At 60.1% G+C, this 25135-nt stretch carries 21 protein-coding genes; 15 read left to right on the top strand and 6 right to left on the bottom strand.

Annotated features, from left to right (window positions below; genetic code table 11):
• The first annotated feature begins 35 nt into the window (after nt 1-35).
• The 5 genes from ACR0NJ_RS05835 to ACR0NJ_RS05815 all read left to right on the top strand — a co-directional run bounded on the left by ACR0NJ_RS05835 (nt 36) and on the right by ACR0NJ_RS05815 (nt 5474).
• Nucleotides 36-1085 (top strand): FHA domain-containing protein, encoded by a 1050-nt coding sequence (locus ACR0NJ_RS05835; RefSeq protein ID WP_480816182.1) that lies wholly within the window; start codon nt 36-38, stop codon nt 1083-1085.
• Nucleotides 1086-1088: 3 nt separating this feature from the next.
• A complete protein-coding gene (locus ACR0NJ_RS05830; protein ID WP_480816181.1) occupies nt 1089-1874 on the top strand; it encodes a PP2C family protein-serine/threonine phosphatase in 786 nt (261 codons plus the stop codon).
• 21 nt (nt 1875-1895) lie between these two features.
• Nucleotides 1896-3158 (top strand): type 2 periplasmic-binding domain-containing protein, encoded by a 1263-nt coding sequence (locus ACR0NJ_RS05825; RefSeq protein ID WP_480816180.1) that lies wholly within the window; start codon nt 1896-1898, stop codon nt 3156-3158.
• 43 nt (nt 3159-3201) lie between these two features.
• Complete coding sequence (locus tag ACR0NJ_RS05820) at nt 3202-4308, top strand: peptidoglycan-binding protein LysM (protein WP_480816179.1); 1107 nt, start codon at nt 3202-3204, stop codon at nt 4306-4308.
• Between the two features lie 164 nt (nt 4309-4472).
• On the top strand, nt 4473-5474 hold the full coding sequence (locus ACR0NJ_RS05815) for a glycosyltransferase family 2 protein (RefSeq protein WP_480816178.1): 1002 nt from the start codon (nt 4473-4475) through the stop codon (nt 5472-5474).
• A gap of 364 nt (nt 5475-5838) precedes the next feature.
• Here the strand turns inward: ACR0NJ_RS05815 and ACR0NJ_RS05810 are convergent, their stop codons facing one another.
• From ACR0NJ_RS05810 to ACR0NJ_RS05795, 4 genes are all read right to left on the bottom strand, one after another.
• Nucleotides 5839-8052, bottom strand: a complete 2214-nt coding sequence (locus ACR0NJ_RS05810; RefSeq protein ID WP_480816177.1) for an NADP-dependent isocitrate dehydrogenase — start codon at nt 8050-8052, stop codon at nt 5839-5841.
• A gap of 277 nt (nt 8053-8329) precedes the next feature.
• Complete coding sequence (locus tag ACR0NJ_RS05805; RefSeq protein ID WP_480816176.1) at nt 8330-9463, bottom strand: tetratricopeptide repeat protein; 1134 nt, start codon at nt 9461-9463, stop codon at nt 8330-8332.
• Between the two features lie 110 nt (nt 9464-9573).
• Nucleotides 9574-10632: an ABC transporter ATP-binding protein gene (locus ACR0NJ_RS05800; RefSeq protein WP_480816175.1), complete on the bottom strand. Its 1059-nt coding sequence runs from the start codon at nt 10630-10632 to the stop codon at nt 9574-9576.
• Complete coding sequence (locus ACR0NJ_RS05795; RefSeq protein WP_480816174.1) at nt 10629-11435, bottom strand: IclR family transcriptional regulator; 807 nt, start codon at nt 11433-11435, stop codon at nt 10629-10631. The genes ACR0NJ_RS05800 and ACR0NJ_RS05795 overlap by 4 nt, the downstream gene beginning before the upstream one ends.
• A 142-nt stretch (nt 11436-11577) precedes the next feature.
• Here ACR0NJ_RS05795 and ACR0NJ_RS05790 point away from each other — a divergent pair, with 142 nt between their 5' ends.
• The 10 genes from ACR0NJ_RS05790 to ACR0NJ_RS05745 all read left to right on the top strand — a co-directional run bounded on the left by ACR0NJ_RS05790 (nt 11578) and on the right by ACR0NJ_RS05745 (nt 22873).
• Complete coding sequence (locus tag ACR0NJ_RS05790; protein WP_480816173.1) at nt 11578-12837, top strand: ABC transporter substrate-binding protein; 1260 nt, start codon at nt 11578-11580, stop codon at nt 12835-12837.
• A 94-nt stretch (nt 12838-12931) separates the two neighbouring features.
• Nucleotides 12932-13858 (top strand): carbohydrate ABC transporter permease, encoded by a 927-nt coding sequence (locus tag ACR0NJ_RS05785; protein ID WP_480816172.1) that lies wholly within the window; start codon nt 12932-12934, stop codon nt 13856-13858.
• A 1-nt stretch (nt 13859) separates the two neighbouring features.
• Nucleotides 13860-14708 (top strand): carbohydrate ABC transporter permease, encoded by an 849-nt coding sequence (locus tag ACR0NJ_RS05780; RefSeq protein ID WP_480733432.1) that lies wholly within the window; start codon nt 13860-13862, stop codon nt 14706-14708.
• A 22-nt stretch (nt 14709-14730) separates the two neighbouring features.
• Nucleotides 14731-16071, top strand: coding sequence for an alpha-galactosidase (gene melA, locus ACR0NJ_RS05775; protein ID WP_480816171.1), 1341 nt, complete (start codon nt 14731-14733; stop codon nt 16069-16071).
• A 58-nt stretch (nt 16072-16129) separates the two neighbouring features.
• Nucleotides 16130-17836, top strand: coding sequence for an IlvD/Edd family dehydratase (locus ACR0NJ_RS05770; RefSeq protein WP_480816170.1), 1707 nt, complete (start codon nt 16130-16132; stop codon nt 17834-17836).
• Entirely contained in the window at nt 17836-18600 is a 765-nt protein-coding gene (locus tag ACR0NJ_RS05765) for an SDR family NAD(P)-dependent oxidoreductase (RefSeq protein ID WP_480816169.1), read from the top strand. The genes ACR0NJ_RS05770 and ACR0NJ_RS05765 overlap by 1 nt, the downstream gene beginning before the upstream one ends.
• Nucleotides 18601-18604: 4 nt before the next feature.
• Nucleotides 18605-19498 (top strand): 2-dehydro-3-deoxygalactonokinase, encoded by an 894-nt coding sequence (locus ACR0NJ_RS05760; RefSeq protein WP_480816168.1) that lies wholly within the window; start codon nt 18605-18607, stop codon nt 19496-19498.
• Complete coding sequence (locus ACR0NJ_RS05755; protein ID WP_480816167.1) at nt 19495-20100, top strand: 2-dehydro-3-deoxy-6-phosphogalactonate aldolase; 606 nt, start codon at nt 19495-19497, stop codon at nt 20098-20100. The genes ACR0NJ_RS05760 and ACR0NJ_RS05755 overlap by 4 nt, the downstream gene beginning before the upstream one ends.
• Nucleotides 20097-20957 carry an SMP-30/gluconolactonase/LRE family protein gene (locus ACR0NJ_RS05750; protein WP_480816166.1) on the top strand — a complete coding sequence of 287 codons (861 nt, stop codon included), beginning with the start codon at nt 20097-20099 and terminating at the stop codon, nt 20955-20957. Before ACR0NJ_RS05755 ends, ACR0NJ_RS05750 begins: the two co-directional genes overlap by 4 nt.
• A complete protein-coding gene (locus ACR0NJ_RS05745; RefSeq protein ID WP_480816165.1) occupies nt 20954-22873 on the top strand; it encodes a beta-galactosidase in 1920 nt (639 codons plus the stop codon). The genes ACR0NJ_RS05750 and ACR0NJ_RS05745 overlap by 4 nt, the downstream gene beginning before the upstream one ends.
• Nucleotides 22874-22902: 29 nt before the next feature.
• Here ACR0NJ_RS05745 and ACR0NJ_RS05740 read toward each other — a convergent pair whose 3' ends face one another.
• Nucleotides 22903-24207, bottom strand: coding sequence for an ABC transporter permease (locus ACR0NJ_RS05740; protein WP_480816164.1), 1305 nt, complete (start codon nt 24205-24207; stop codon nt 22903-22905).
• A complete protein-coding gene (locus tag ACR0NJ_RS05735) occupies nt 24204-25124 on the bottom strand; it encodes an ABC transporter permease (protein WP_480816163.1) in 921 nt (306 codons plus the stop codon). The genes ACR0NJ_RS05740 and ACR0NJ_RS05735 overlap by 4 nt, the downstream gene beginning before the upstream one ends.
• Nucleotides 25125-25135 lie beyond the last annotated feature (11 nt).

Here is a 25135-nt window from a genome sequence, read left to right as displayed (position 1 = left end):
GTTTTCGTGCCGTCAGTTAAAAAGGTGTCGACACCATGTTCAAATACAAAAGCCCTCTGAGCCGGCTTCTAGAAGGTGCCGGCAAAGCCAAAGAAGAAGATACGGCAGAAGAAACCCCCGCCGTTGCGGAAGAAAAGCAGGAGCCCATCGCCGATTTCAACGCCCTGCGCGAGGCGCTGGCGGGTGGGAACATGACGTCCGAGTCCTATGAGGAAACGGACGAGTTGATGCCGGAAGACAAAATGCCCGACTTCGCGGAAGACGAAACCGAGGTCAGCGCAGAGGAAGAACCGGTTGAGGAATCGCTCTTTGCCGAAGATCCGGTGGAAACCGATGAGGCCGAAGCTGAGGTGTTGATCCTTGCAGAGGAACCGGAAGGTGAATCCGAGCCGGTTGTGACCTTGCTTCAAACGCCCGAGGTCGACGTACAGGTCGAGCCGGAAGATGTCGTGATTGCTGAACCCGAAGAGACGGTCGAAGCGACCGCAGAGGTTCAGTCGGAGACACCGGAACCGCAACCCGAACCGGACGTATTCGTAACCCCGGAACCGGAAGTTCTCGTAACCCCCGAGCCGGAGGTCGTCGTGACCCCCGAACCGGAACAACCCGCGCCAGCCCCGGTCGAGGATCGCCGGTCGCGTGTGAAAACCACCTTCCTCGGCTTTGAGCGCGCGGACACCCATGTTCAGGACCTGATGGAAACGGCGGAACCGGTTGCCAAGACCGAAGCCGCGCAGGAAACCTATCCGGTGGGCTGGCTGGTTGTGACCGGCGGTCCGGGCCGTGGTTCGAGCATCACCCTGACCGAAGGGTTGATGCAGATCGGGCGCAATGACGATCAGGCGATCCAGCTTGATTTTGGTGACACAGGAATTTCGCGCTCGAACCATGCGGTGATCGCCTATGACCCTGAGGATCGCAAATGTTATCTGGGTCACGGCGGTAAGGCCAATCTTGTGCGGTTGAACGGCAAGCCCGTTCTCAGCACCGTCGCATTGACCAGCGGAGACCTGATCCGCATCAGCGAAACTTCGATCCGGTTTACCGCCTTCTGTGACGACGGCTTTGACTGGCGGGACTCCTGATAGATGCTGGCGACCCCGGCATATGATATTGCGCTGATCCTCGATCAGGGTCGGCGCGACACGCAGGAAGATGCGATTGCCGCGCATATGTATGACGCGGTGAATGCGGGCTACGTTGTGGTGGCCGACGGAATGGGCGGTCATGACGCGGGCGAGGTCGCCTCGGATATTGTCGTCTCGACCTGGCGCGACGCGCTGGATGCAGAACTGGACGGCGATGAGTTGACCGAGTTCTCGGCCATTGATGCGTTGCCTCTGGCCGCAATGCAGGCCAACGCCGCCATCGCCAATCATAACGAGGCAAAGGGTGCTGGGTTCAACATGGGGTCCACGCTGTTGGGCACCCTTTTGCTGGGGTCGCGGCTCTACTGGATTTCTATCGGAGACAGCCCGCTTTACCTGTTCCGAGACGGTAAACTGGCCCAGATCAACGAAGATCACTCGATGGCCCCGGTGATCGACGCCAAGGTTGCGCAAGGTGAATTGACTGAGGCCGAGGCGCAAGCGCACCCGGACCGCAACCAGTTAACCTCGGTCGTCATGGGCGGGGCCATTCCAAAGGTGGATTGCCCCGAAGCCCCTCTGACACTGACGCCCGCCGATATCCTCGTTCTGGGCAGCGACGGGCTGCAATACCTCAGCGATATCGAGATTCAATCCGTCCTTCAGGACCACAAACAGGCACTGGCGCAAGAGATTGCAGATGCATTGCTGCAGGCGGTGCAGGCTAAGAACGATCCGGATCAGGACAACCTGTCCATCGCCGTCGTGAAACTGACAAGACCCTAAGAAGGTAAAGCAACAGGACCCATGAGAGCACAACTGATCATATCCAGCCTGGCCCTAGCCGCTGCAGCAGGCGCAGCTACGGCACAAGAGGCATGTTCGACCTACGAGATTCAGCGCGGCGACAGCCTGCGGGAACTGACGATCCAGGTTTATGCGACCGAAGATTTCCGCATCATTTTTGATGCCAACCGCGATGTGATCGGGTCCAACCCGAATATCATCCGCGTCGGTGACGTGTTGACCCTGCCCTGCCTTGAAGAAGTCGGGCGCGCGCCGGTCGAACCCGAAACCGAAGCTGAACGTCTGGCTTCTGAAATGGCGGCTGAGCTGGTCCGGGCCGCGGAAGAGCGCGCCGCAAAGGCCATCGCCGAGGCCGAAACCCGCGTCGCGGAAGCGCAGGCCGAGGCCAAGAAAGCCAGTGAGGATGCGGTGATTGCGGCCAAAGCGGCGGCCAAAGAAGAAATCGAGGCGGCACGCGCCGAAGGGGCCGCGCTGATCCGCGACGCCGACGCCGGAGAACGCCCCGAGATTCGGGATCGCCAGCTTCTGCTCATCACAGGCGGAAACTATGCGCCTTTCACGGATGAGGCCTTGCCGCATCGCGGGCTCTACACGCATCTGGTCGAAACGGCCCTTTTGCGCGCGGCCCCGGAGCAGTCCTACAAGATCCAGTTCGTGAACGATTGGTCGTCGCATCTGGATCTGTTGATGCCAACCCTGGCTTTTGACGGAACCTTCCCATGGTCGCGCCCAAATTGCGACGAGGCGGCAGCGTTGTCCGAAAAAGACCGCTCGCGCTGTGAGACCTATAACTTCTCGAACCCGTTCTACGAAGTGGTGGATACGTTTTTCGCCCGTGACGGTTCGGGCTTCGAAGAAACGCTGACCTATGCCGATTTCGCCGGCACGACGATCTGCCGGCCCGAGGGGTGGTCGCTTTCGCATATGGATGCCGTCGGTCTTTACGAGCCTGCCATCACGCTGATGCGCCCCGTGTCCCCGGATGATTGTTTTCATGCAGTCATGGAAGGCACCGCCGACATCGTCGCCGTCGAAGCTCATCTGGCCGTCGAGGCGATTGGGCGGCTGGGCTACAAACACCGCATCATCGAAAACCCCAACTTGGCGGCTATCAAACCGCTTAACATCATGACCCACAAAGATAATCCCGACGGTGAGGCGATCCTTGAAACGCTGAATCAGGGTCTGGCAATCATGCAGCAATCCGGCGAGTGGCGCGACATCGTCTCAACCGCTCTTCGTCATCAAATGGAAAATGGCTAAGGCCCCGAACGGCCTGAAAACCTACAGTCTGGAGGACGTGAACATGTTTGAATTCAACCTTAAGAAAGTCGTGATGTCGGCCAGCGCCGTCACTGCCCTGAGCGCCGGAGCCGCGGCCGCGCAGGAAGCCTGTACAAACTACACCGTCTCGGATGGCGACACGATGGCCACAATCGCCATCGCGGCTTACGGCACCTCGAACTATCAGCCGATTTTCAACGCGAACCGCAACGTGATCACCAATCCGAACGCGTTGGAACCCGGCCTTGTTCTGGCCCTGCCCTGTACCGACGGCAGCTTGCCCAACGGTCAGTCCGCGCAGGAAATCATCGCTGCCGAAGAGCAGCGCGCGGCAAGTGTGAAACGCTCGAACGTTTACGCCCCGCCGATCAAAATGGTCGCCGGTAACGGTTGGGAGCCGTTCACGACCGAGGCACTCGGTGGCGGCGGCATCATGACCCGTCTGGCCACCACCAGCCTGCAGCGGGCGGGCAACAGCCGCGACTATTCGGTCAGCTTTGTCGATGACTGGAGCTCGCACCTGGATACGCTGTTGCCACTTGGCGCATTCGATATCTCGATCGCCTGGACGGTTCCGGATTGCACCAACCGTACCTATGAGTGGTCGAAGGAAACAGAGGCCCGTTGCACTCAGTTTGTCGCCTCCGTACCGGTTTACGACGTCGTCGGCGGTTTCTTCACCCTGCCGGAAAGCGATTACGCAGGCGCAACGGAATTCGCCGATTTTGAAGGCGCAACCGTCTGCCGCATGGCAGGCTGGAGCATGGTTGTTCTGGAAGAAGTTGGCCTGAACCGCACGAACACAACCGTGGTTCAGCCGAACTCGGCCCGCGAATGCCTGGACGCCGTCTTGACTGGCACAGCGGACGTCGCGGCGTTTGAGGTTGAGCTGTACGCATCGACCATGAAAGACATGGGCCTGACTTCGTCCGACATCGTTGAGAACCCGTATGTTTCGACGCTGTCTTCGATGAGCTTCCTGGCCCATCGCACCAACCCGTTCGCGCGCGAGTATATCGCGATGATGAACAAGGGTTTGAATGAAATGCGCGAATCCGGCGAATGGTACGCGATCATCTCGGACACGCTGCGCGAGCAGAACGAAAAGCTGAACGCGGCATCTAACTGATCCCTCGGTCGAACAGACCAACACTTGGGCCGGTCGCAAGATCGGCCCTTTTTTGGCAACAGATGTTTGTTTTTAACCGCCATCTCGACGAACCGCGTACTCAATTGCCTGTGAATAAGGTACCGTCACAGCAAGTAGCATGACCTGAAGGACACAGGACGCTCATGAACCAGAGCACAGGAGATTTCATCAGCGACGCCTTGGTGACGCCTGAGCTACAGGCGCTTGATATCGCTGTCATCCTGCCCTGCTACAATGAGGCCATCGCCATCGGTGAAACTGTAGCGCAATTTCAGGCCGCACTGCCGGAAGCGACGATCTATGTGTTTGACAACAACTCGACCGATGGCTCGATCCAAGCTGCGCGCGCTGCAGGTGCGGTTGTCCGTACCGAGGCGTTGCAGGGCAAAGGTAATGTTGTGCGCCGGATGTTCGCGGATGTGGATGCGGATGTTTATGTCATGGCCGATGGTGACGCGACCTATGACAGCGCTGCCGCGCCGGACCTGATCAAGACGCTGGTCTCGCAAAACCTCGATATGGTGAACGGCGCGCGGGTGAATAAGGAAACACAGGCCTATCGACCGGGACATAAATTCGGCAATGCGCTGTTCTCTGGGCTGGTGAAGCTGTTCTTCAGCAACAATATCGATGATCTGTTGTCCGGCTATCGGGTGTTCAGCCGAAGGTTTGTGAAAAGCTTTCCCGCCGCGTCGAACGGGTTCGAGATCGAAACCGAACTGACGGTCCACGCGATGCAAATGAGGATGCCGATCAGCGAAGTCGAAACAAACTATGTCTCGCGCCTGCCGGATTCGAATTCGAAACTTTCGACCTTTAGGGATGGTTGGCGCATTCTCAAAATGATCAGCCTGTTGATCAAAGAGGAAAAGCCGATGTCGTTTTTCCTGTCTCTGGCGCTGTTCGTTTTTGCCCCGTCGCTGCTGGTCTTTATCTCGGTCCTGACCGAGTTTTTTGAGACGGGTCTGGTGGCGCGCTTTCCGTCTCTCATCGTGGCGGCATCCGGATTTGTCGCGACAATGCTCTCGGTGGTGTGCGCGCTTATTCTGGATTCGCTGGCGCGAGGCCGCAGGGAGGCCAGGCGGCTGTCCTACCTGCAATATCCCGGCGTGGCACAGGCGCTGGAGCTGAAAACCAAAACCTGATTTTCCAGACCGGGGCTGGTCATTGACACTTCCGGAAAAGTAAATGGCCAGCACCCAAAATGCTGGCCATTTCTTCTGAGTGAGTGGTAGTGCCCCAAGGCGCCACCGGTAGTTATCTCTGGTTGGCTCCAATTTACCAAGACGATTCAGCGGCGGGTATTGGGGGAATCCCGTAAGTTTTGCAGTTTTTTAATTGGGCGGACGAGTATGTGTTTGTTCTGGGCCGCTTAGCTGAGCAATGATTGGATGTAACACGCTTTATGTTCAGGCAAATCACAGCCCGACCATTTGTAGCCGCCAGCGGATATCTGGGATTTTCTTGAAGTCGAATTGGCCCGCGCCGTATTGGCGCGGGCCGATGGATTTAGTCGATGATCGCGTTCAGTGTCGCGCTGGGGCGCATGACGGCTGCGGTCTTGACCGGATCGGTGTGATAGTAACCGCCCAGATCAGCGGCCCCGCCCTGCGCGGCAGCCAGTTCTGACAGGATTTGCTCTTCCTTAGTCGCCAGTTCCTGCGCAAGCGGAGCGAACTCGGCAGCCAGTTCCGCGTCATCTGTCTGCGCGGCCAGTGCCTCGGCCCAGTAGCGCGCGAACCAATAGTGGCTGTCGCGGTTGTCGGGCTGACCCACCTTGCGGCTGGGCGATTTGTTGTTGTCCAGAATGCCCTGCGTCGCGGCCTCGGCAGCGGCACCCAGAACACCGGCCTTGGCGTTGCCCTTGCTGTCGGCCAGGAAGTTCAGCGATTCACCCAGCGCACAAAACTCACCCATCGAGTCCCAGCGCAGGTGATTTTCCTCGACCAGTTGCTGAACGTGTTTCGGGGCCGAACCCCCCGCGCCCGTCTCGAACAGACCGCCGCCATTCATCAGCTTGACGATCGACAGCATCTTGGCCGAGGTGCCCAGTTCCAGGATCGGGAACAGGTCGGTCAGATAATCCCGCAGCACGTTGCCGGTGATGGCAATCGAGTCCTTGCCCGCCGTGATGGTCTCGAGCGACTGGTGCGTCGCCTCGCGCGGGGCCATGATCAGGAACTTGTCAGCCACGCCAGCCGCCTCAAGCGCCGGTTTGACGTATTTGATCAGCTCGGCGTCATGGGCACGGTTCGCGTCCAGCCAGAAGATCGCCTCGGAGCCGGTCAGGCGCTGACGGTCCATCGCCAGCTGAATCCAGTTCTCGATGGGCGCCGTCTTGACGGTGCAGGACCGCCAGATATCGCCCTGTTCAACCTCGTGGGAATGCAGCGTCTCGCCATTGGCCAGAACGATGCGGATGGTGCCATCAGCCGGAGCTTGGAACGTGGTCGGGTGCGAGCCATATTCCTCGGCCTTTTGCGCCATCAGGCCGACATTGGCCACGGCTCCAGCGGTGGCCGGGTTCAGCGCGCCATTGGCTTTGAAGAACTTGATGGCCTCATCATAGACCGGCGCATAGCAGCGGTCGGGGATCACACAGTTGGTGTCACCCTTGGCGCCGGCCTCATCCCAGCCCTTGCCGCCCGCGCGGATCACCGCTGGCATCGAGGCGTCGATGATCACGTCCGAGGGCACGTGCAAGTTGGTGATGCCGCGGTCCGAGTCGACCATATACATGGACGGGCGGTCGCCTTTCAGCGCATCAATGGCCGCCATGATATCGGCATTGCCCTGAACCCGTTCCAGCAGATCGCTCAGACCCGAGTTCGGATTCACACCCAGCGCGTCCAATTCCGCGCCGAACTTGTCGAACACCGGGGCCAGCCACGCCTTGACCGCATAGCCAAAGATGATCGGGTCGCTGACCTTCATCATCGTGGCTTTCATATGCAGCGAGAACATGGTGCCGTCTGCCTTGGTGTCTTCGATAGCTTCGGCCAGAAACGCCGACAACGCCTTGACCGACATGAAGGTCGCATCAGCCACGGTGCCTTCGTCCAGCGGCCAGCCGTCCTTCAGGACGGTCACGCCGCCGCCCTTGCCCACGAATTCGATCTTCGCGTCACCGGCCTGCGCGGCGGTGATGGTGGCCGATTTCTCGTTGGCATAGAAATCATTGCCCGACATCGAAGAGACTTTGGTCTTGCTGTCCGACGCCCAGGTGCCCATCGAATGCGGGTTTTTCTGGGCATAGTTCTTCACCGCCCGCGCTGCGCGGCGGTCACTGTTACCTTCACGCAGAACCGGGTTCACCGCCGAGCCCTTGATCGCGTCATAGCGCGCACGGATCGCCTTTTCCTCATCGGTCGAAGGTTCTTCGGGGTAGTTCGGGATATCATAGCCCTGCGACTGCAATTCCTCGATGGCTGCCACCAGCTGCGGGACCGAGGCCGAGATGTTTGGCAGCTTGATCACGTTGGCATCCGGTGTCTTCACCAACTCGCCCAAAGCGGCCAGATCGTCGGTGATGCGCTGCGCGTCGGTCAGGTTCTCAGGAAAGGTCGCGAGGATGCGACCCGCAAGCGAGATGTCCTTGGTCCCAACGCTCACCCCTGCTGCCGAGGCAAACTTGCGAATGATGGGCAGGAAAGAGGCGCTGGCCAGTTCGGGCGCTTCGTCTACAATGGTATACAATACGTCGAAGTTCGATTTATCTGCCATATTCATTTACCTTTTTTAAGCCTTTCAGGGGCGAACGATCCAAGAGTTAGGGCCACAACATCGCGGCGCGGGAGGGGCGTGCTAAAGATACCGCCCCTGGGTGACTCTGTTTTGTCAGGGCCTCCCTTAAATCAGGTTTGAGTTGAAATCAATCGTAACCGAGCGCGCAATTTGACACGGGTTGGTTGGAGCTGAGTTGATTGCGAAAAAAGGCTGGGACAAAGGCAGCCAATCAAAGTCCTTGTGATCACATTTGCAACTCACAAGCACTTGTTTTCTACTTTTGTGGCCCAAGGTCAGCAAAACCAGTTGTTTCGTCCAAGTGCTTTATGAATGCGGTAATTGCCTGATCCATGTGTTCCTTAGATCCTGCCCGCGCATTATCAGAGACTTGAACACCAGCGCGTTCAATGACGTCCATCACAAGATCGCGTCCATGCGCTCCGCTTTTTTCCAGGAAATTCCAAAATTCCGAATGTGCGAGGTCGGCCTTGCCCAATGCCGCATAAGTGTGGCTTAGAAATATCCACTCACCATTATCTCTGTAAATGATCCAACTCAGAGTGTTCTCATAAACGGATTTGAGAAATCCGGGTTTGGTCACGTCCGGTTTCACCATCGCAGATGCGTAGGCTTCGACATATTCAATTCCCTTCGCTTCGCTACCGATTTTCATGTGAATCAGAGCCGGAATAAAGAACTCAGTGTAAATGGTGGGTTCTAATTGGGCATGCGTGTTGGCCGCTTTGAGAGCTCTTTCAAGGTTAAAATTGTATCGTACTTCAAAGCCCACGCGTGCACTATTAGGCCAAGCTTGATTTGACCAACGTTGTTCCGCCGAGGCCAACAAAACTTCGAATTCTTCGGCAGACCGCTCTTCATGTAATATGCCAAGATAATGTTCTCCGGCTTTAGCATTGCTTGGGTCAACTTCCAGCACACGCTCAAAACCTCTCACAGCAGCATCCACATTTTCCCACGTCATCTGCTGTTTAGCGCGGCGAAATAGAACAAACGGGTCGTTCGGGCTGATTTCTAGCGCGGCGTCCAGATCAGCGCTTGCACCATCCTTGTCACCCAGCGCGTTTTTAGAAAGCGCCCGCCACACAAGCGTATGGCTATCCTCTGGGTTCAGTTTCAGCGCATGATTGGCATCGCCGAGAGCATAGTCATACATACGATACCGGTGCAGGGCTTCTGCCCGTTTAGCCAAGTAACTCTGCTTGATTGGCGGGTTTTCCGCGCTGCGCTCAAGTAGCGTTGTGCAGGCAACGATCCCCGCAGGCGATGAGGTGCCACGCTGACAGGTTTCTCTCAGACTGGCATAGTCAACAGCCGATTTGGATGGGCTGTTGAACGACAGCAAAATTGTTGCGGCTACAATAATCAGGGCAGCAATACGGACGTGCATTCAATCTCCTATGTGTCGGCAATACACACCTTAAAGTGGTGTCCGTCCGCAAACACACAAGAGGCTGCTGCCCCGATCGCTCCGCAGAGATGCAGAAAGGTTACAGTGACTTACCTAAACCGCTGCCCCGTCTCGGGATCGAACACCATTGCACGTTCTGGCTGAACCGAGATGCCGATCCGCTCGCCGTTCTTACTGCGCTGATCGTCGCGTTCTTCGACGATCAGTTTGTCGCCATTGGGGGTCAGCAGATACGAATAAGACACACCGCCGAGCGCCTCGGTCAGATCCACCGTGCAGGTGTCGGCCGCGCGGTCGATCTGGATGTGTTCGGGGCGCATACCTAGTGTCACTTTGCTCAGACCGGGCGGGACGGTGGCTGAAATGGGCAGAGGCTGGCCGAGCGCCGGGTGGGTCACATGGCCGTTGGCGTAGTCACATTCCAGAAAGTTCATCGCAGGTGAGCCGATGAACCCCGCGACAAAGCGGTTGTCGGGGTCTCGGTACAGGTCCATGGGCGCGCCGACCTGCTCGATCCGACCGTCGCGCAGCACGACAATCTTGTCGGCCATAGTCATCGCCTCGACCTGATCGTGGGTCACGTAGATCATGGTCGCGCCGATCTCTTGGTGCAGCCGTGCGATCTCGACCCGCATTTCGACGCGCAGTTCGGCGTCGAGGTTGGACAGCGGTTCGTCGAACAGGAACACCTCGGGGCCGCGCACGATGGCCCGGCCAATGGCCACGCGCTGGCGCTGGCCGCCGGACAGGGCCTTGGGCTTGCGCTTGAGGTACTGGTCCAGCTTCAGGATATTCGACGCTTCCTGCACCTTGGATTCGATCTCGGGCTTCGCCACGCCGTTCATGCGCAAGCCAAAGCCCATATTCTCGGCAACCGTCATGTGCGGATACAGGGCATAGGTCTGGAACACCATCGCCACGCCGCGCTTTGCGGGGTCCATATGGGTCACGTCGCGGGCGCCGATGCGAATCTCACCCTCCGAGGTTTCTTCCAGACCGGCGATCATGCGCAGCAACGTGGATTTGCCACATCCCGAGGGGCCAACGAAGACGCAGAACTCGCCATCTTCGATCTGCAGGTCGATACCGTGGATGACCTGCGTCTGGCCGTACCGTTTGATCGCCTGATTCAGTGTTACACCTGTCATGTCGCTTGCATCCTGTTGTTTCTGGCGTTCGGGCGGGACTCGGGGAACCGCCATGTTTGTGCCTCGGCCCCGATCTGTTCGGCCACGCGGCGAACAAGGGGGATCCATGCTTCCAGTTGTTTCAGACCTATGCGCTCGGTGGATCCGGTCACCGAAATACCACCCAACATCCTGCCGCCCGATGTCAGGATCGGGCAGGCGATGCAGATAATTCCGGGCTCATGTTCTTCATCATCGACGGCATATCCCCTATGGCGAATAAGGCTGAGATCGTCCCGCAGCGCCTGTTCCGAGGTCAGGGTCTTGTCAGTGAACCGATGGAAGCTCTGCTGCAGGACCGCCTTGTTCAGCGCCTCATCGTCCAGATAGGCCATCATCGCCTTGCCCACGCCCGTGCAATACGCCGGGCCGACTTTGCCGGCCTGCGAATACATCTCGACCGGTTGGGCGGCATTGCGTTTGTCCACATAGAGGACCTGACTGGAATCGAGCTGCGCCAGATGAACCGTCTCGCCGGTCTCGCGGCTGAGCGCATCCAGAAACGGTCGCGCGATCGGTGCCAGAGAGCTTTGCGTCCACGCCGCATGCGCCAGTCGCACCAAGCGCATACCGGGCGCGTAGGTTTGCCGATCTGCGTCGTAAGACAGCATGCCCTGATTGGTCAGGGACTGCAGAAACCGGTAGAGCGTCGCCTTGGGGAAGCTGCTGCAGTCCAGCAATTCCGCAAAGCGAACCGGTCGTTCGAACGCCGCCACCTGGTCCAGCACATCACATGCTTTGCCTATTGTTCCGTCACCTGCCACGGGTGCCTAGTCTCCTCCACTTACCCTGTGGCTGGGCCACGAGGGTCTTGACAACGCTAACCGATTCGATGTGTAGTTTTCAATATGTAAAACACGGTTTCATTATTTGGAACCCATAAATGGAAGCTTAAGGGAGGAAACCATGCATTCCATGTTCAAGCGCACTGCAGCGGCGCTGGCTGCCAGTGTCGCACTTGCTGCGCCTGTTGCTGCCGAATTGACCGGCGAGTTGAGAATTTTCCTTGATACATCGAACCCGGCGCCGCGCGCGACGATGGAAGCGATGATCGAGCAGTTCCAGCAACAGCATCCGGACCTTGCCATCGAGACAACCGTCATCGATCGGGAAGCGTATAAAACTCAGATCCGCAACTTCCTGACAGCGGACACGCCGGACGTGGCAACATGGTATGCGGCCAACCGGATGAAGCCCTATGTCGAGGCCGGTCTGTTCGAAGACGTGTCCGACCTGTGGGCCGAACCGGCGATTGCCGAGAATCTGGCCTCGACCAAAGGCGCGATGACCATCGACGGCAAACAGTGGGGCGTGCCCTATACCTACTATCAGTGGGGCGTTTACTATCGCAAAGATATCTTTGACGAACTGGGCCTGACCGAGCCGACCACCTGGGAAGAAGAGCTGGCCAACTGCCAGAAAATCGTGGATTCAGGCCGCGCCTGCTATACCATTGGCACCAAGTTCCTGTGGACTGCCGGCGGCTGGTTCGACTACCTGAACATGCGCACCAACGGCTTCGACTTCCACCAGCAACTGGCCAATGGCGAAGTGAGCTGGGAAGACGAGCGGGTCAAGCAGACCTTCGCCAACTGGAAGCAGCTGATCGACATGGGTGCGTTCATCGACAACCACCAGACCTATAGCTGGCAGGAAGCCCTGCCTTTCATGGTCAACGGTGAGGCGGCGGCCTATCTGATGGGCAACTTCGCGGTGGCACCGCTGCGCGAAGCGGGCCTGACCGACGATCAGTTGGATTTCTATCAGTTCGTCGCCATCAATCCTGACGTTGAACTGGCCGAAGATGCGCCCACCGATACGTTCCACATCCCAGCGAATGCCTCGAACAAGGAAGCCGCGCGCGAGTTCCTGCGTTTCGTCGTCTCGCCCGATGTACAGAGCGAAATCAACAATGGCGCGAACCTTGGCCAGTTGCCGGTGAATGCCAAATCGTCTGTTGATGACGACAAATTCCTGCTGCAGGGCTTTGAGATGCTGTCGTCGAACAGCCCCGGCGGCGTCGCTCAGTTCTGGGATCGTGACGCGCCTGCGGAAATGGCCAAAGTGTCCATGGAAGGCTTCCAGGAGTTCATGGTCAAGCCTGACAATGCCGACAAGATTCTGGCCAAGCTGGAACGGGCGCGCGGGCGCATCTACGACAACTGAACCGCACAGGCTGGGCTGACGTCCGGCCTAAGCGCAACACCGTAGGGCGGGCCCGAGCCCGCCTTACCCCCACCACACCAATCCGAGTGTCCCTATGACCGTTGCCGTCGACGTCCCGGAACAGGAAAGCTGGTTCCACAGAAATCAACAGCGCATTGCACCGTGGCTGTTTCTCGCCCCCGGCCTGCTGTTCTTCATGGTCTATGTGATCATACCGGTATTCCAGTCCTTCAACCTGTCGCTCTATGAATGGGACGGGTTGGGCGCGGCAGAATATGTGGGCTTCCGCAATTATGAGGACCTCTATTGGGAATGGGTCGATCGGGATGCGTTCTACATCTCGCTCAAGAACAACCTGATCTGGCTGATCCTGTATCTGGCTGCGATCCCCGCCGGGCTGTTCATCGCGTTGTTCCTGAACCAGACCGTCTGGGGTATCCGGCTTTATAAGTCTTTGTTTTTCTTTCCGTTTGTGATTTCGCAAGTCGTCGTCGGCCTTGTGTTTACCTGGTTTTACGACCCCACTTTCGGGTTGCTGAACGAATTCTTGGGCTTTTTTGGTCTCGGCCCGCTGAACGTGCTGGGCGACGAACGCTTCGTCACCTACGGCATCATCTTCGCAGGGCTCTGGCCGCAGACCGCCTATTGTATGATCCTGTATCTGACCGGCCTGAACGCCGTGGACCCCGAACAGATCGAGGCCGGGCGTCTGGACGGTGCGAAAGGATGGCGGATGCTGTGGCACATCATCCTGCCGCAACTGCGCCCCGCCACGTTCATCGCCTTTGTCGTGACTATCATCGGCGCGTTGCGCAGCTTCGACCTGATCTCGATCATGACCCAAGGCGGCCCGTTCGGCTCGTCCCGCGTGCTGGCCTATTATATGTTCGAGGTCGCGCTCTCCGAATACGGCTTCCGCATGGGATACGGAGCCGCGATCGCGGTGATCCTGTTCCTGATCATGCTGTGCTTCATCGCCTATTTCCTGTGGTCGATGTATCGCGAAGAAAAGGGGCACTGAGATGTTTCCCAAACCCATCGAAAAACAACCCCGCGCGGCGCAGATCACCTATCAGGCCATGTTGCCCATTGCCCTGTTGCTGTGGCTCGGTCCGCTGCTGGCGGTTGCCCTGTTCTCGGTCAAACCGGCGGCGGATTTCACCAATGCCAACTATTGGGGGCTGCCCTCCAGCTTTGAGGGGGCCTTCAACTACGGGCAGGTGTTCTTCAACTCGGACATGCCACGCTATCTGCTGAACTCGTTCATGATCACCGTTCCGACTGTGATCGGAGCCGTGGCCCTCAGCTGCATGACCGGCTTTGCGCTTGGCATCTACAAGTTCAAATCGAACCTCTGGATCTTTTTCATGTTCGTTGCGGGCAACTTCGTGCCCTTCCAGATCCTGATGGTCCCTGTGCGCGACCTGACGTTGGAATTGGGGCTCTACAACACCAAGACCGGCCTCGTCCTGTTCCACATCGCGTTCCAGACAGGCTTCTGCACCCTCTTCATGCGCAACTTCATCCGCGCCCTGCCGTTTGAACTGATCGAAGCCGCCCGGGTCGAGGGCATCAGCGAGGTTCGCATCTTCTGGTACGTGGTCCTGCCCCTGATGAAGCCCGCGATTGCCGCCCTCAGCGTGCTGATCTTCACCTTCATCTGGAACGACTATTTCTGGGCCGTGGTGCTGACCCAAGGCGCCGAAAGCCAACCCGTCACCGCCGGGATCACCAGCTTCAACGCGCAATTCCGCGCCGCCTATCAGTTGATGAGCGCCGGTTCCATCGTCGCGGCCCTGCCGCCAGTGGCCATGTTCTTCCTGATGCAGAAACACTTTATCGCGGGCCTGACCCTCGGTGCCGTAAAATAACGCCAAACCAAAGGTTTGTCCGATGACCAAGATCACCTTTATCGGCGCAGGCTCCACGATCTTCATGCAGAACATCGTGGGCGACGCCTTGCTGACCCCGGCGCTGGCCGACAGTCACTTTGCGCTGATGGATATCGACCCACAGCGCCTGACTGAGAGCGAAACCGTGGCGCGCGCCATGATCCGCTCGGTCGGCACCGGGGCCTCGGTCTCCACCCATACCGACCGTCGCGCGGCGCTTGACGGGGCCGATTTCGTCATCACCGCCTTTCAGATCGGCGGGTATGATCCCTGCACGGTGACCGATTTCGAAATCCCCAAGCAATACGGTCTGCGCCAGACCATCGCCGACACGCTGGGCGTTGGCGGCATCATGCGCGGCCTGCGCACCGTTCCCGTCCTTTGGGATGTGGCGCAGGACATGATGCAGCTTTGCCCCGACGCCACGCTGTTGCAATACGTCAACCCAATGGCGATCAACACGTGGGCGCTGGCTGAACGGTTCCCGATGCTGAAACAAGTCGGCCTTTGCCATTCGGTGCAGAACACGGTGGAAGAACTGGCCCATGACCTCGACCTGCCCAAAGAGGACTTCCGCTACAGAGTCGCGGGCGTCAATCACGTGGCCTTCTTCCTGAGGCTGGAACATCAGGGCCGCGATCTCTACCCCGCGTTGCGTCAGGGTTACGCCAGCGGCGCGCTGCCCAAACCTCCGCTGCTGATGCCCCGCTGTCCCAACAAGGTGCGGTACGAGGTGATGGATCATCTCGGTTACTTCTGCACCGAAAGCTCAGAGCATCTGGCCGAATACGTACCGTGGTTCATCAAGGACGGACGGCCGGACCTGATTCAGCAGTTCTCGATCCCGCTCGATGAATACCCAACCCGCTGCGTCGAACAGGTCGCGGGCTGGAAGGAGCAAGCCAATACCCTGACCGATGGTCGCGGTATCGACGTGACCCGCAGCCACGAATTTGCCGCTGACCTGATGAATGCCATCGTCACCGATACCCCCTACACGGCCTATGGCAACCTGCCCAACACCGGCCAAATCCCGCAACTGCCGTTAGGTGCCGCGGTCGAAACCCCGTGTCTGGTCGATGCCAACGGCGTGCAACCCTCGGTCGTCACCGACATCCCACCGCAACTGATTGCGCTGATGCGCACGCAGATCAACGTGCAGGAACTGACCGTCCGCGCCCTGACCGAGGAAAACCCCGAACACATCTACCACGCCGCGATGATGGACCCGCATACCGCCGCCGAACTGGACCTGCGCCAGATCCGCAGCCTTGTGACCGACCTGCTGACCGCCCATGCCGACTGGCTGCCTGACTGGTGCCGCCCGGCGCGCGCCGCCTGAACTTCATCTTTTCACAAATACTCAAATCCAACCCCAGCCACGAAAAGCATCGCCCGACATGACAAAACGCCGTTCACAGCACTGGTACGGAAAACTCGACAAGGACGGGTTCATTCACCGATCCTGGATGAAGAACCAGGGCTTTCCCGACCATGCCTTTGACGGCCGCCCCATCATCGGCATCTGCAACACATGGTCAGAGCTGACCCCGTGCAATTCAGGCCTGCGCGATCTGGCCGAGGGCGTCAAACGCGGCGTGTGGGAGGCCGGAGGTTTCCCGGTTGAATTCCCGGTCATGTCGCTGGGCGAGACCCAGATGAAACCCACCGCCATGCTGTTCCGCAACTTGCTGGCGATGGATGTCGAGGAATCCATCCGTGCCTATGGCATCGACGGCGTTGTGCTGTTGGGTGGCTGCGATAAGACCACGCCGGGGCAGTTGATGGGTGCTGCCTCGGTCGATTTGCCATCCATCGTGGTCAGTTCCGGCCCGATGCTGAACGGCAAGTTCAAGGGTAAAGATATCGGCTCTGGGACAGATGTCTGGAAATTCTCCGAGGACGTTCGTGCGGGCGAGATGACTCTGCAGGACTTCATGAACGCCGAATCCGGCATGTCGCGCAGCGCCGGTGTCTGCATGACGATGGGCACGGCGTCCACGATGGCCTCGCTGGTCGAGGCGATGGGCATGTCCCTGCCCACCAACGCCGCCCTTCCCGCCGTCGACGCGCGGCGCATGGCGCTGGCGCATCTGACCGGCAAGCGGATTGTCGAGATGGTGGACGAAGACCTCAAACCCTCGGATATCCTGACAAAAGAGGCGTTCGAAAACGCCATTCTGGCAAACGCAGCCGTGGGAGGTTCGACCAACGCCGTGGTGCATCTACTGGCGCTTGCAGGTCGCGTGGGCGTTGATCTGACCCTGAAAGACTTTGAAATCGGGTCCGAAATCCCGCTGCTCGTCAACTGTATGCCCTCGGGCACATACCTGATGGAAGACTTCTGCTACGCCGGTGGCGTACCGGTCGTTCTAAACGAACTCAAACCCTTCCTGCGGCCTGCGAAAACGGTGCTGAACAAGGACATCTCGGCGCATTACGAGGGGGCCGAATGCTACAACACCGACGTCATCCGCCCCTTCGCCGATCCGGTCAAACCCGCTGCGGGCCTGCGCGTGCTGCGCGGCAACCTTGCGCCCAACGGGGCCATCGTGAAGCCCTCGGCGGCGACGGATGAGTTGCTGGAAACCGAAGGTGAGGCCTTTGTCTTTGAAAGCATCGAAGACCTCAAAGCCAATATCGACCGGGATGATTTGCCCGTCACAGCCGACACCATTCTGGTGCTCAAGGGCTGCGGCCCCAAGGGCTATCCCGGGATGCCCGAGGTCGGGAACATGCCGATCCCCGGCAAACTGGTGAAAGAAGGCGTGCGCGACATGATCCGCATCTCGGACGCGCGCATGTCGGGCACCGCCTTCGGCACCGTGATCCTGCATGTGAGCCCCGAGGCGCAGGCCGGTGGCACGCTGGCGCTGGTAAGAACCGGCGACCGTATCCGCGTTTCGGCCAGCAAGGGCGAGCTGGAACTGCTGGTTGACGAGGCCGAGCTTGCCACCCGCCGCGCCACGTGGCAGCCGGATGCACCGCACTACACCCGCGGCTATGCAAAGCTTTATATCGACCATGTGCTGCAGGCCGATCAGGGGGCCGACCTCGATTTCCTCGTCGGCAAAGACACCCGCCTTGTGACCAGAGAGAGCCACTGATGGATCAACCCGCCACCTTCCACGACCTCGATGGAGCGTCTGTCTATATCACCGGCGGTGGCTCGGGCGTTGGTGCCGCACTCACGGATGGGTTCATGGCCCAGGGTGCCAATGTCGCCTTTATCGGCCGCTCGGATGCCAGCGCCTTTGTCGAACAGATGCGCGATAAACACGGGCGTGCGCCGCTGTTCCTGCAGGGCGACATGACCGACACCGAATTGCTGCATGCCACCATGGCCAAAGCCGCCGAGGCGCATGGCCCGATCAAGGTGCTGGTCAACAACGCTGCAAATGACAAGCGCCACGCGCTGGACGACACCACACCCGCGTTCTGGGACTGGATGATCGAGGTCAACCTCAAGGCCTATTTCTTTGCCTGCCAAGAGGCCGCGCGGCAGATGAAAGACGGCGGCTCGATCATCAATTTCAGCTCGATCAGCTATATGATGGGGAACGCAGGCTATCCGATCTATACCACGTCAAATGCTGGGATCACCGGCATGACCCGCTCGCTGGCGCGCGAGTTGGGGCCGAAGAACATCCGCGTCAACGCGCTGGCCCCCGGCTGGGTTCTGACGCAGAAGCAACTGGATATGTGGGCCACGCCCGAGGATCTGGCTGCACATCTGGACCGCCAGTGCCTGAAGGAACACCTGACGCCCGAGGACATGATCGCGCCGACGCTGTTTCTGGCGTCCGAGGCCAGCCGCGCGATGACCGGTCAGTGCATGGCTGTCGATGGCGGCGTTGTGGTGACGGGGTGATGCAATGAACGTGGAATGGATCGCCGTCGATTGGGGAACCTCGTGCCTGCGCGTCTGGGCGATGCAGGGCGACACCGTTCTGGACAGCGCGCAGTCTGATAAGGGGATGGGCGGGCTCGCCAAGGGCGACTTTCAGGCCGCGCTGTTGGATCTGGTCGAAGGCTGGCTGGGCCCTGCCCCTATCGACGTGATCGCCTGCGGCATGGTCGGCGCGCGGCAGGGTTGGGTCGAGGCTCCCTATGCCGCGGTGCCCACCGCGCCTGTGCCCGGGGCTCCGATCCGCGTGCCGAACACTGACCCGCGCATCCGCGCCTTTGTGGTGCCGGGCCTGAAACAGCCCGATCCGGCGGACGTGATGCGTGGCGAGGAAACGCAGATCGCGGGCTATCTGGCCACGCGCCCCCATTGGGATGGCGTAATCTGCCTGCCCGGGACACATACGAAATGGGCTCAGATCAGCGCCGGAGAGGTCATCAGCTTTCGCACCTTCATGACCGGCGAGATGTTCGAACTGCTGCGTGGCCAATCGGTGCTGGGGCACTCCATCGGCACCGGTTGGAACGATGACGCCTTTGCCGAGGCCGTAAGCGACGCGATGTCCAAACCGGAACAGCTTGCCGCGCGATTGTTCGGTCTGCGGGCCGCGGATTTGTTGCATGGGCAGGATGGCGACACCGCCCGCGCCCGCCTGTCGGGCCTGCTGATCGGGGCCGAACTGGCAGCAGCCCGGCCCTATTGGCTGGGGCAGCAACTGGCCATCATCGGGGCCGATCGCCTGTCTGCCATCTATGCGCAAGCGCTGCAGCAACAAGGCGCGCCGTCCGAGACCATCACCGCAACGCAGGCCACTCTGGCAGGCCTGTCGCAAGCCCGAACCCTGACGAGGCAAACCGCATGAGCCGTCCCATCATCGCCATCCTGCGCGGCCTGCGCCCGACCGAGGCCGCCGCCATGGGCCGCGCCCTGATCGACGCTGGCATCGACCGGATCGAGGTGCCGCTGAACTCCCCCGACCCGCTGGACAGCATCGGCATTCTGGCGCGCGAATGCGGCGACCGGGCGCTGATCGGTGCGGGCACCGTTCTGACCCCCGATCAGGTTCAGGCCGTGGCCGACGCGGGCGGCAAGCTGGTCGTGTCACCCAACGCGGATACCGACGTGATCCGCCGCACAGCCGCGCTGGGGCTGCAAAGCTGGCCCGGCATCTTCACCCCGACCGAGGCCTTTGCCGCGCTGACCGCCGGGGCCACCGGCCTGAAACTGTTCCCCGGATCAATGGCCGGCCCCGCGGGCCTGTCTGCCCTGCGCGCGATACTGCCAGCGGGCACACAGGTCTTTGCGGTCGGCGGCGCGGGGCCCGAAAATTTCGGCGAATGGCTCGCAGCCAGTGCCGACGGATTCGGCATCGGCTCGGCGCTTTATAAACCGGGCCTGACGGTGGACGAGGTCGCCGACCGCGCTCGCCGCATCGTCTCTGCCTATGACGAGGCCGCCGCATGAGTCAGGTCTTTGACGACCGCCCCTGCGAGCTGGGCGAGGGACCGCTGTGGCATCCCGAACGCAAACAACTGTTCTGGTTCGACATCATCGCCAAACGCCTGATGACCCGCGAGGGCGATACAGCCCGGGCCTGGCAATTTGACGAGCATGTCTCGGCCGCCGGATGGGTGGATCGGGACACGCTGCTGATCGCCTCGGAAACCGGGCTGTGGCGGTTTGGGCTGACGAATGGCGCCCAAACGCTGGTTGCCCCGCTTGAGGCCGACAACCCCGTGACGCGCTCGAATGACGGGCGGGCCGATCCATGGGGTGGGTTCTGGATCGGGACGATGGGCAAACAGGCCGAACCGGGCGCGGGCGCGATCTATCGCCTGTGGCGCGGAGAGTTGCGGAAACTGGTGCCGGATGTGACCATCTCGAACGCGATCTGCTTCGCGCCGGACCGGTCCTGCGCCTACTATGCCGACACGGTGACACAACAGGTGATGCGCCAACCGCTGAACCCGGAAACCGGCTGGCCCGAGGGCCAAGCCTCCGTGCATCTGGACCTGCGCGCCGAGGGGCTGAACCCCGATGGCGCGGTGGTCGACGCGGCGGGTAACCTGTGGGTGGCGCAATGGGGCGCGGCGCGGGTCGCGGCCTATGACCCAACAGGGCAGTTCCTGCGGGCGGTTTCGTTCGAGGCCGCCCATACCTCGTGCCCCGGCTTTGGCGGGGATGATCTGACCACGCTTTTCTGCACCACCGCCCGTCAGGGGCTGGACGCCGAGGCGCTGGCGCAGCAGCCCAGCAACGGCATGACCTTCTCGGCACCCGGTGCGGGGCAAGGTCAGGCAGAACATCGGGTGATATTATGAAACCGGAACTTGGCGTTTGCTATTACCCCGAACACTGGCCCGAAGAGATATGGGCACAGGATGCCGCCCGCATGGTCGAAACCGGCCTGACATGGGTGCGCATCGGCGAGTTCGGCTGGAGCCGGATGGAGCCCACCCCCGGAGACCTGCAGTTCGGCTGGCTGGATCGCGCCATTGAGACGCTGGGCGCGGCGGGGCTGAAAGTGGTGCTGGGCACGCCGACCGCCACGCCTCCGCGTTGGATGCTGGACCGGCACCCCGATATGCTGGCGGTGGATGCGCAGGGGGCCGCGCGCAAGTTCGGCTCGCGCCGGCATTATTGCTTTAGCCACGCCGGTTATATCGAGGAATGCGCCCGCATCGCACGGCTGATGGGCGAACGCTATGGCCGCAACCCCCATGTCGCTGCGTGGCAGATCGACAACGAATATGCTTGCCACGAGACCACCGTCAGCTATAGCCGCCCGGCGCTGCTGGCGTTTCGGGCGTGGTTGGCGGTGCAGTATGGCACGGTCGAAGACCTGAATGCGGCGTGGGGCAATGTGTTCTGGTCGATGGAGTATAACAGCTTTGACCAGATCGAGTTGCCCAACCAGACCGTGACCGAGGCCAACCCGGCGCATGTGCTGGCCTTCCGCCGGTTCAGCTCGGATCAGGTGGTGGCGTTCAACAAGGCGCAGGTGGACGTGCTGCGCCCACTGACCGACGCGTCGCTGCTGCACAACTATATGGGCCGGGTGCTGGAATTTGACCATTTCGCCGTGGGCGACGATCTGGATATCGCCACATGGGACAGCTATCCCATCGGCTTCCTGTCCGACCGGCTCGAGGCGGACGAGACGCACAAGACCGCCTTTCTGCAGCAAGGCGACCCCGACATGCAGGCCTTTCACCACGATCTGTACCGAGCAGTCGGACGTGGCCGCTGGTGGGTGATGGAGCAGCAGCCCGGCCCGGTGAACTGGGCCCCCTACAACCCCGCCCCCCTGCCCGGCATGGTGCGCCTGTGGTCGCTTGAAGCCGTGGCGCATGGGGCCGAGGTGGTCAGCTATTTCCGCTGGCGGCAGGCCCCGTTCGCGCAGGAACAGATGCATGCGGGGCTGCTGACGCCGAACAACCGCGCAGCGCCGGGCCTTTCCGAAGCGCGACAAACCGCGGATGATCTGGCGGGCTTGGGGTCGGTAAACCCGAAGAATGCCGATGTTGCGATCCTGTTCGACTATGCGTCTGACTGGGCCTGGGCGACGCAGCCGCAAGGGGCCGGGTTTGACTATTTCCGGCTGGTTTTCTCAGCCTACCGCGCATTGCGGCGCGCTGGTTTGTCAGTGGATTTCGTCCCCCCGACGGACATCCCGGCAGGTGGGTACAAACTGATCCTCGCGCCCGGGCTGGCAACGCTGGAAGACGATCTGGCGCAGCGGTTGATTGATGGGTGTGACCTCGCGATCCTCGGCCCCAGAACAGGTGCGATCACGCATGGTTTCCAAATCCCGCAACAGGGCCGCCCCGGCCTGAGTGACTTGGACTGCAACGTCGATCTGGTCGAATCCCTGCCGCCAAACGTGCTGCGCCCAGTCGAGGGCGGCGGTGCGGCGCAACATTGGATTGACCGGGTGTCGGGCGACGCGCCGGATCTTTTGTCTTTTGCTGACGGGACGCCCGCGCTGAAAGGCGCAGAGGGCGTCTGGTATCTCGCAGGTTTCCCGGACGAAGCCTTGTGGAACCGTGTGGTTGCAATGGCGGCGCAGGAAACCGGTCTGGATCTGCACCATATGCCAGAGGGGCTTCGGCGCAGGGAAACGGCAGATCATGAATTCCTGATCAACTACAATGCCGATCCGGTCACGTGGAACGGTCACACAATCCAGGGCTGCGACGTGGCTATCCTGAAACCCAACGCGCCCGGACAGGCCTGAGGCCAATCCGGGCGCCTTCTGCGTCGCAATCAGTCGCTTTGCAGAGAGTTGGGATCAAAGGCCCCGCCGAAACCGCCATTGTTTGAAGGCGGGTCTTCGGTTTCCTGGGTTTCTTCCTCATCATCGCCGCTCAGCGCGTTCGGAGAGAACACGTTGCCGAAGCCAGAGTTGTTGCCCTCGGCCTCCGGCTGCGCGTCCTCTTGTGTTGCGCCGGGTTGCAGTTCATCAGGCTCGAACACACCCTCAAAACGTTGCTTGCGCTCTTCCTCGCGCTGTCTGCGCTGCTCTTCGCGCTGTTGACGCAACTCCTGAATACGCTGTTCGGCCTCAAGCTGCTTTTGCTCGCGGACGTCGGCGATGCATTGGCCGGGATCATAGGCCGTCGCAGTGCCAACCACGGTGATCGTGGCGACTGCGAACACAATAACCAGAACCGCCGCCATGTTTCCGGCGAAGAAACTGGGCAGTTTGATTTTGCCAGCCAGTTCCTCGACCGTGGCCTCCTTGCGGGCAGCCGCGACCAGTTCCTGACGTTTCAGCTTGGCTTCGTTCAGCAGGGCAAAGAACACGGTCAGCGCCACGATGATAAAGGCCAAAGCCGAGATCGACGGCGTGATGCCATAGCGTACCTTCTGCGCCAGTTCGATGGTCAGCGTCGGGTATTCCCCGAAGGTGAAGGTGGTGGTGTTGTAGTTCTCGAACGAGGCGAGAAAGGCCAGCACCGCCGCAGACGCAATTGCCGGGCGCATGAACGGCAGCAGGATCTTGCGGAATGCCTGCGCGTGGGATGCGCCAAGGTCCAGCGCGGCCTCGGTCAACGCGATGTCATACCGCTGCAATCGCGCCACCAGAACCAGCATGCAATAGCTGGCGATAAAGGTGGACTGGCCGATCACCGTCAGGAAGATGCCATTCGATAGCACGCTATCCGCACCCAGCCCCAGCATCCGGTTGATCCGGTCCCAGAACACCAGCGTCGAGATACCAAGCACAACGCCGGGGATCAGGATCGGAGCGATGATGATGGTGTAATAGGTCGCCCGAAGCTTGGGCCAGATCTGCGTCAGCATCAGCGCCCCCGCCAGACCCATTGCAACCGACAGAACGACCGTTCCGGCCCCGATGATCAGCGAGTTCTTGATGCCGTTCAGAATACGCTGATCCTGAAACAGCTCTCCAAACCACTGGAAGGTCAGGCATTCCCACGGCGTCATTCGCGGGAATGAGGATGAGTTGAATGCCGTGACCGACATGATCACCAGCGGGCCCAGCAAGTACAGGAAGAAGATGGCCAGATAGACCCAGATGCTTACACGAAGGAAGGACAGGTTCATTTCCCGATATCCCCCATGTTCACCTTGAACAGGCGCATCACCGCCAGCACGAACAGTATACAGGTCACCAGCAGCACGATGGCGTAGGCGGCCCCCTGCGGCCAGTCATTGTTGTCGTTGAACTGCTGATAGATCAGTTGCGTGAACCAAAGCGAGGACGGCCCGCCCAGAATCTGCGGTGCGGCCAGCGCACCAGCGCTCAGCATGAAGACCATTGTGCAGCCCGAGCTGATCCCAGGCTTGGCGTAGGGAATGACCACCCGCCAGTGAATCCGCCACCAGGGCGCGCCCAGATCACGTGCGGCCTCGATCTGGTTTCCGTCCAGGCTTTCGATCACGTTGTACATCGGGAAGATCATCAGCAGGATGTAGGCATAGCCCAGCCCGGCATAGAGCGCGATGTCGTTGCGGATAAAGTCAAACGGCGTGTCCCAGATGCCCAGACCCATGAACAGGGTGTTCAGCACTCCGGTCTCGCCAAAGATGATCCGCAGGGCAAAGGCGCGCAGGATTTCGTTGATCCAGTAGGGGATGATCAGCATGATCGCGAAGATGCGGATATGGCTGCCCTTGGACTGGCCCAGATAATAGGCGATGGGGTAGCAGATAATCAGATTGAAGATCGTCACGCAGATCGCAGCCAGCAGGGTGCGGAAAAAGACCCTCAGATCGACCGTGTTGTAGTCCTGACTGCCGCCTTCGGGGCCGTAGATCAGGTACTTGTAGTTCTCCAGCGTATAGACATCCTTCGGCCCGCCAATCTCAGGTGGGGGCAAGTTGGGTCGGAAGGAAAAGTCCAGCATCGACAGCTGCGGCAGAATGATCAGGCCAATGGTCCAGAACAGGACCAAGCCCAGAATCGCAATCCCCATGCCGGTGCCGTTGCGATTAAAGAAATCTTTCAGGAACTGGGGCATGCAACCGACCC

This window comes from Ruegeria sp. F11 (genome assembly GCF_056533855.1).
The sequence above is the reverse complement of the archived record's forward strand: the minus strand, read 5'-3'. Positions and strand labels throughout refer to the sequence as shown.

Bases quoted from the DNA above. Each gene is read 5' to 3' on its own strand.
- ACR0NJ_RS05820 (WP_480816179.1), top strand. From the start codon at position 3,202: ATGTTTGAATTCAACCTTAAGAAAGTCGTGATGTCGGCCAGCGCCGTC.
- ACR0NJ_RS05810 (WP_480816177.1), bottom strand. From the start codon at position 8,052: ATGGCAGATAAATCGAACTTCGACGTATTGTATACCATTGTAGACGAA.
- ACR0NJ_RS05765 (WP_480816169.1), top strand. From the start codon at position 17,836: ATGGATCAACCCGCCACCTTCCACGACCTCGATGGAGCGTCTGTCTAT.
- ACR0NJ_RS05785 (WP_480816172.1), top strand. From the start codon at position 12,932: ATGACCGTTGCCGTCGACGTCCCGGAACAGGAAAGCTGGTTCCACAGA.
- ACR0NJ_RS05825 (WP_480816180.1), top strand. From the start codon at position 1,896: ATGAGAGCACAACTGATCATATCCAGCCTGGCCCTAGCCGCTGCAGCA.
- ACR0NJ_RS05740 (WP_480816164.1), bottom strand. From the start codon at position 24,207: ATGAACCTGTCCTTCCTTCGTGTAAGCATCTGGGTCTATCTGGCCATC.
- ACR0NJ_RS05735 (WP_480816163.1), bottom strand. From the start codon at position 25,124: ATGCCCCAGTTCCTGAAAGATTTCTTTAATCGCAACGGCACCGGCATG.
- ACR0NJ_RS05760 (WP_480816168.1), top strand. From the start codon at position 18,605: ATGAACGTGGAATGGATCGCCGTCGATTGGGGAACCTCGTGCCTGCGC.
- ACR0NJ_RS05800 (WP_480816175.1), bottom strand. From the start codon at position 10,632: ATGACAGGTGTAACACTGAATCAGGCGATCAAACGGTACGGCCAGACG.
- ACR0NJ_RS05780 (WP_480733432.1), top strand. From the start codon at position 13,860: ATGTTTCCCAAACCCATCGAAAAACAACCCCGCGCGGCGCAGATCACC.
- ACR0NJ_RS05835 (WP_480816182.1), top strand. From the start codon at position 36: ATGTTCAAATACAAAAGCCCTCTGAGCCGGCTTCTAGAAGGTGCCGGC.
- ACR0NJ_RS05750 (WP_480816166.1), top strand. From the start codon at position 20,097: ATGAGTCAGGTCTTTGACGACCGCCCCTGCGAGCTGGGCGAGGGACCG.
- ACR0NJ_RS05745 (WP_480816165.1), top strand. From the start codon at position 20,954: ATGAAACCGGAACTTGGCGTTTGCTATTACCCCGAACACTGGCCCGAA.
- ACR0NJ_RS05815 (WP_480816178.1), top strand. From the start codon at position 4,473: ATGAACCAGAGCACAGGAGATTTCATCAGCGACGCCTTGGTGACGCCT.
- ACR0NJ_RS05755 (WP_480816167.1), top strand. From the start codon at position 19,495: ATGAGCCGTCCCATCATCGCCATCCTGCGCGGCCTGCGCCCGACCGAG.
- ACR0NJ_RS05830 (WP_480816181.1), top strand. From the start codon at position 1,089: ATGCTGGCGACCCCGGCATATGATATTGCGCTGATCCTCGATCAGGGT.
- ACR0NJ_RS05805 (WP_480816176.1), bottom strand. From the start codon at position 9,463: ATGCACGTCCGTATTGCTGCCCTGATTATTGTAGCCGCAACAATTTTG.
- ACR0NJ_RS05790 (WP_480816173.1), top strand. From the start codon at position 11,578: ATGCATTCCATGTTCAAGCGCACTGCAGCGGCGCTGGCTGCCAGTGTC.
- melA (WP_480816171.1), top strand. From the start codon at position 14,731: ATGACCAAGATCACCTTTATCGGCGCAGGCTCCACGATCTTCATGCAG.
- ACR0NJ_RS05770 (WP_480816170.1), top strand. From the start codon at position 16,130: ATGACAAAACGCCGTTCACAGCACTGGTACGGAAAACTCGACAAGGAC.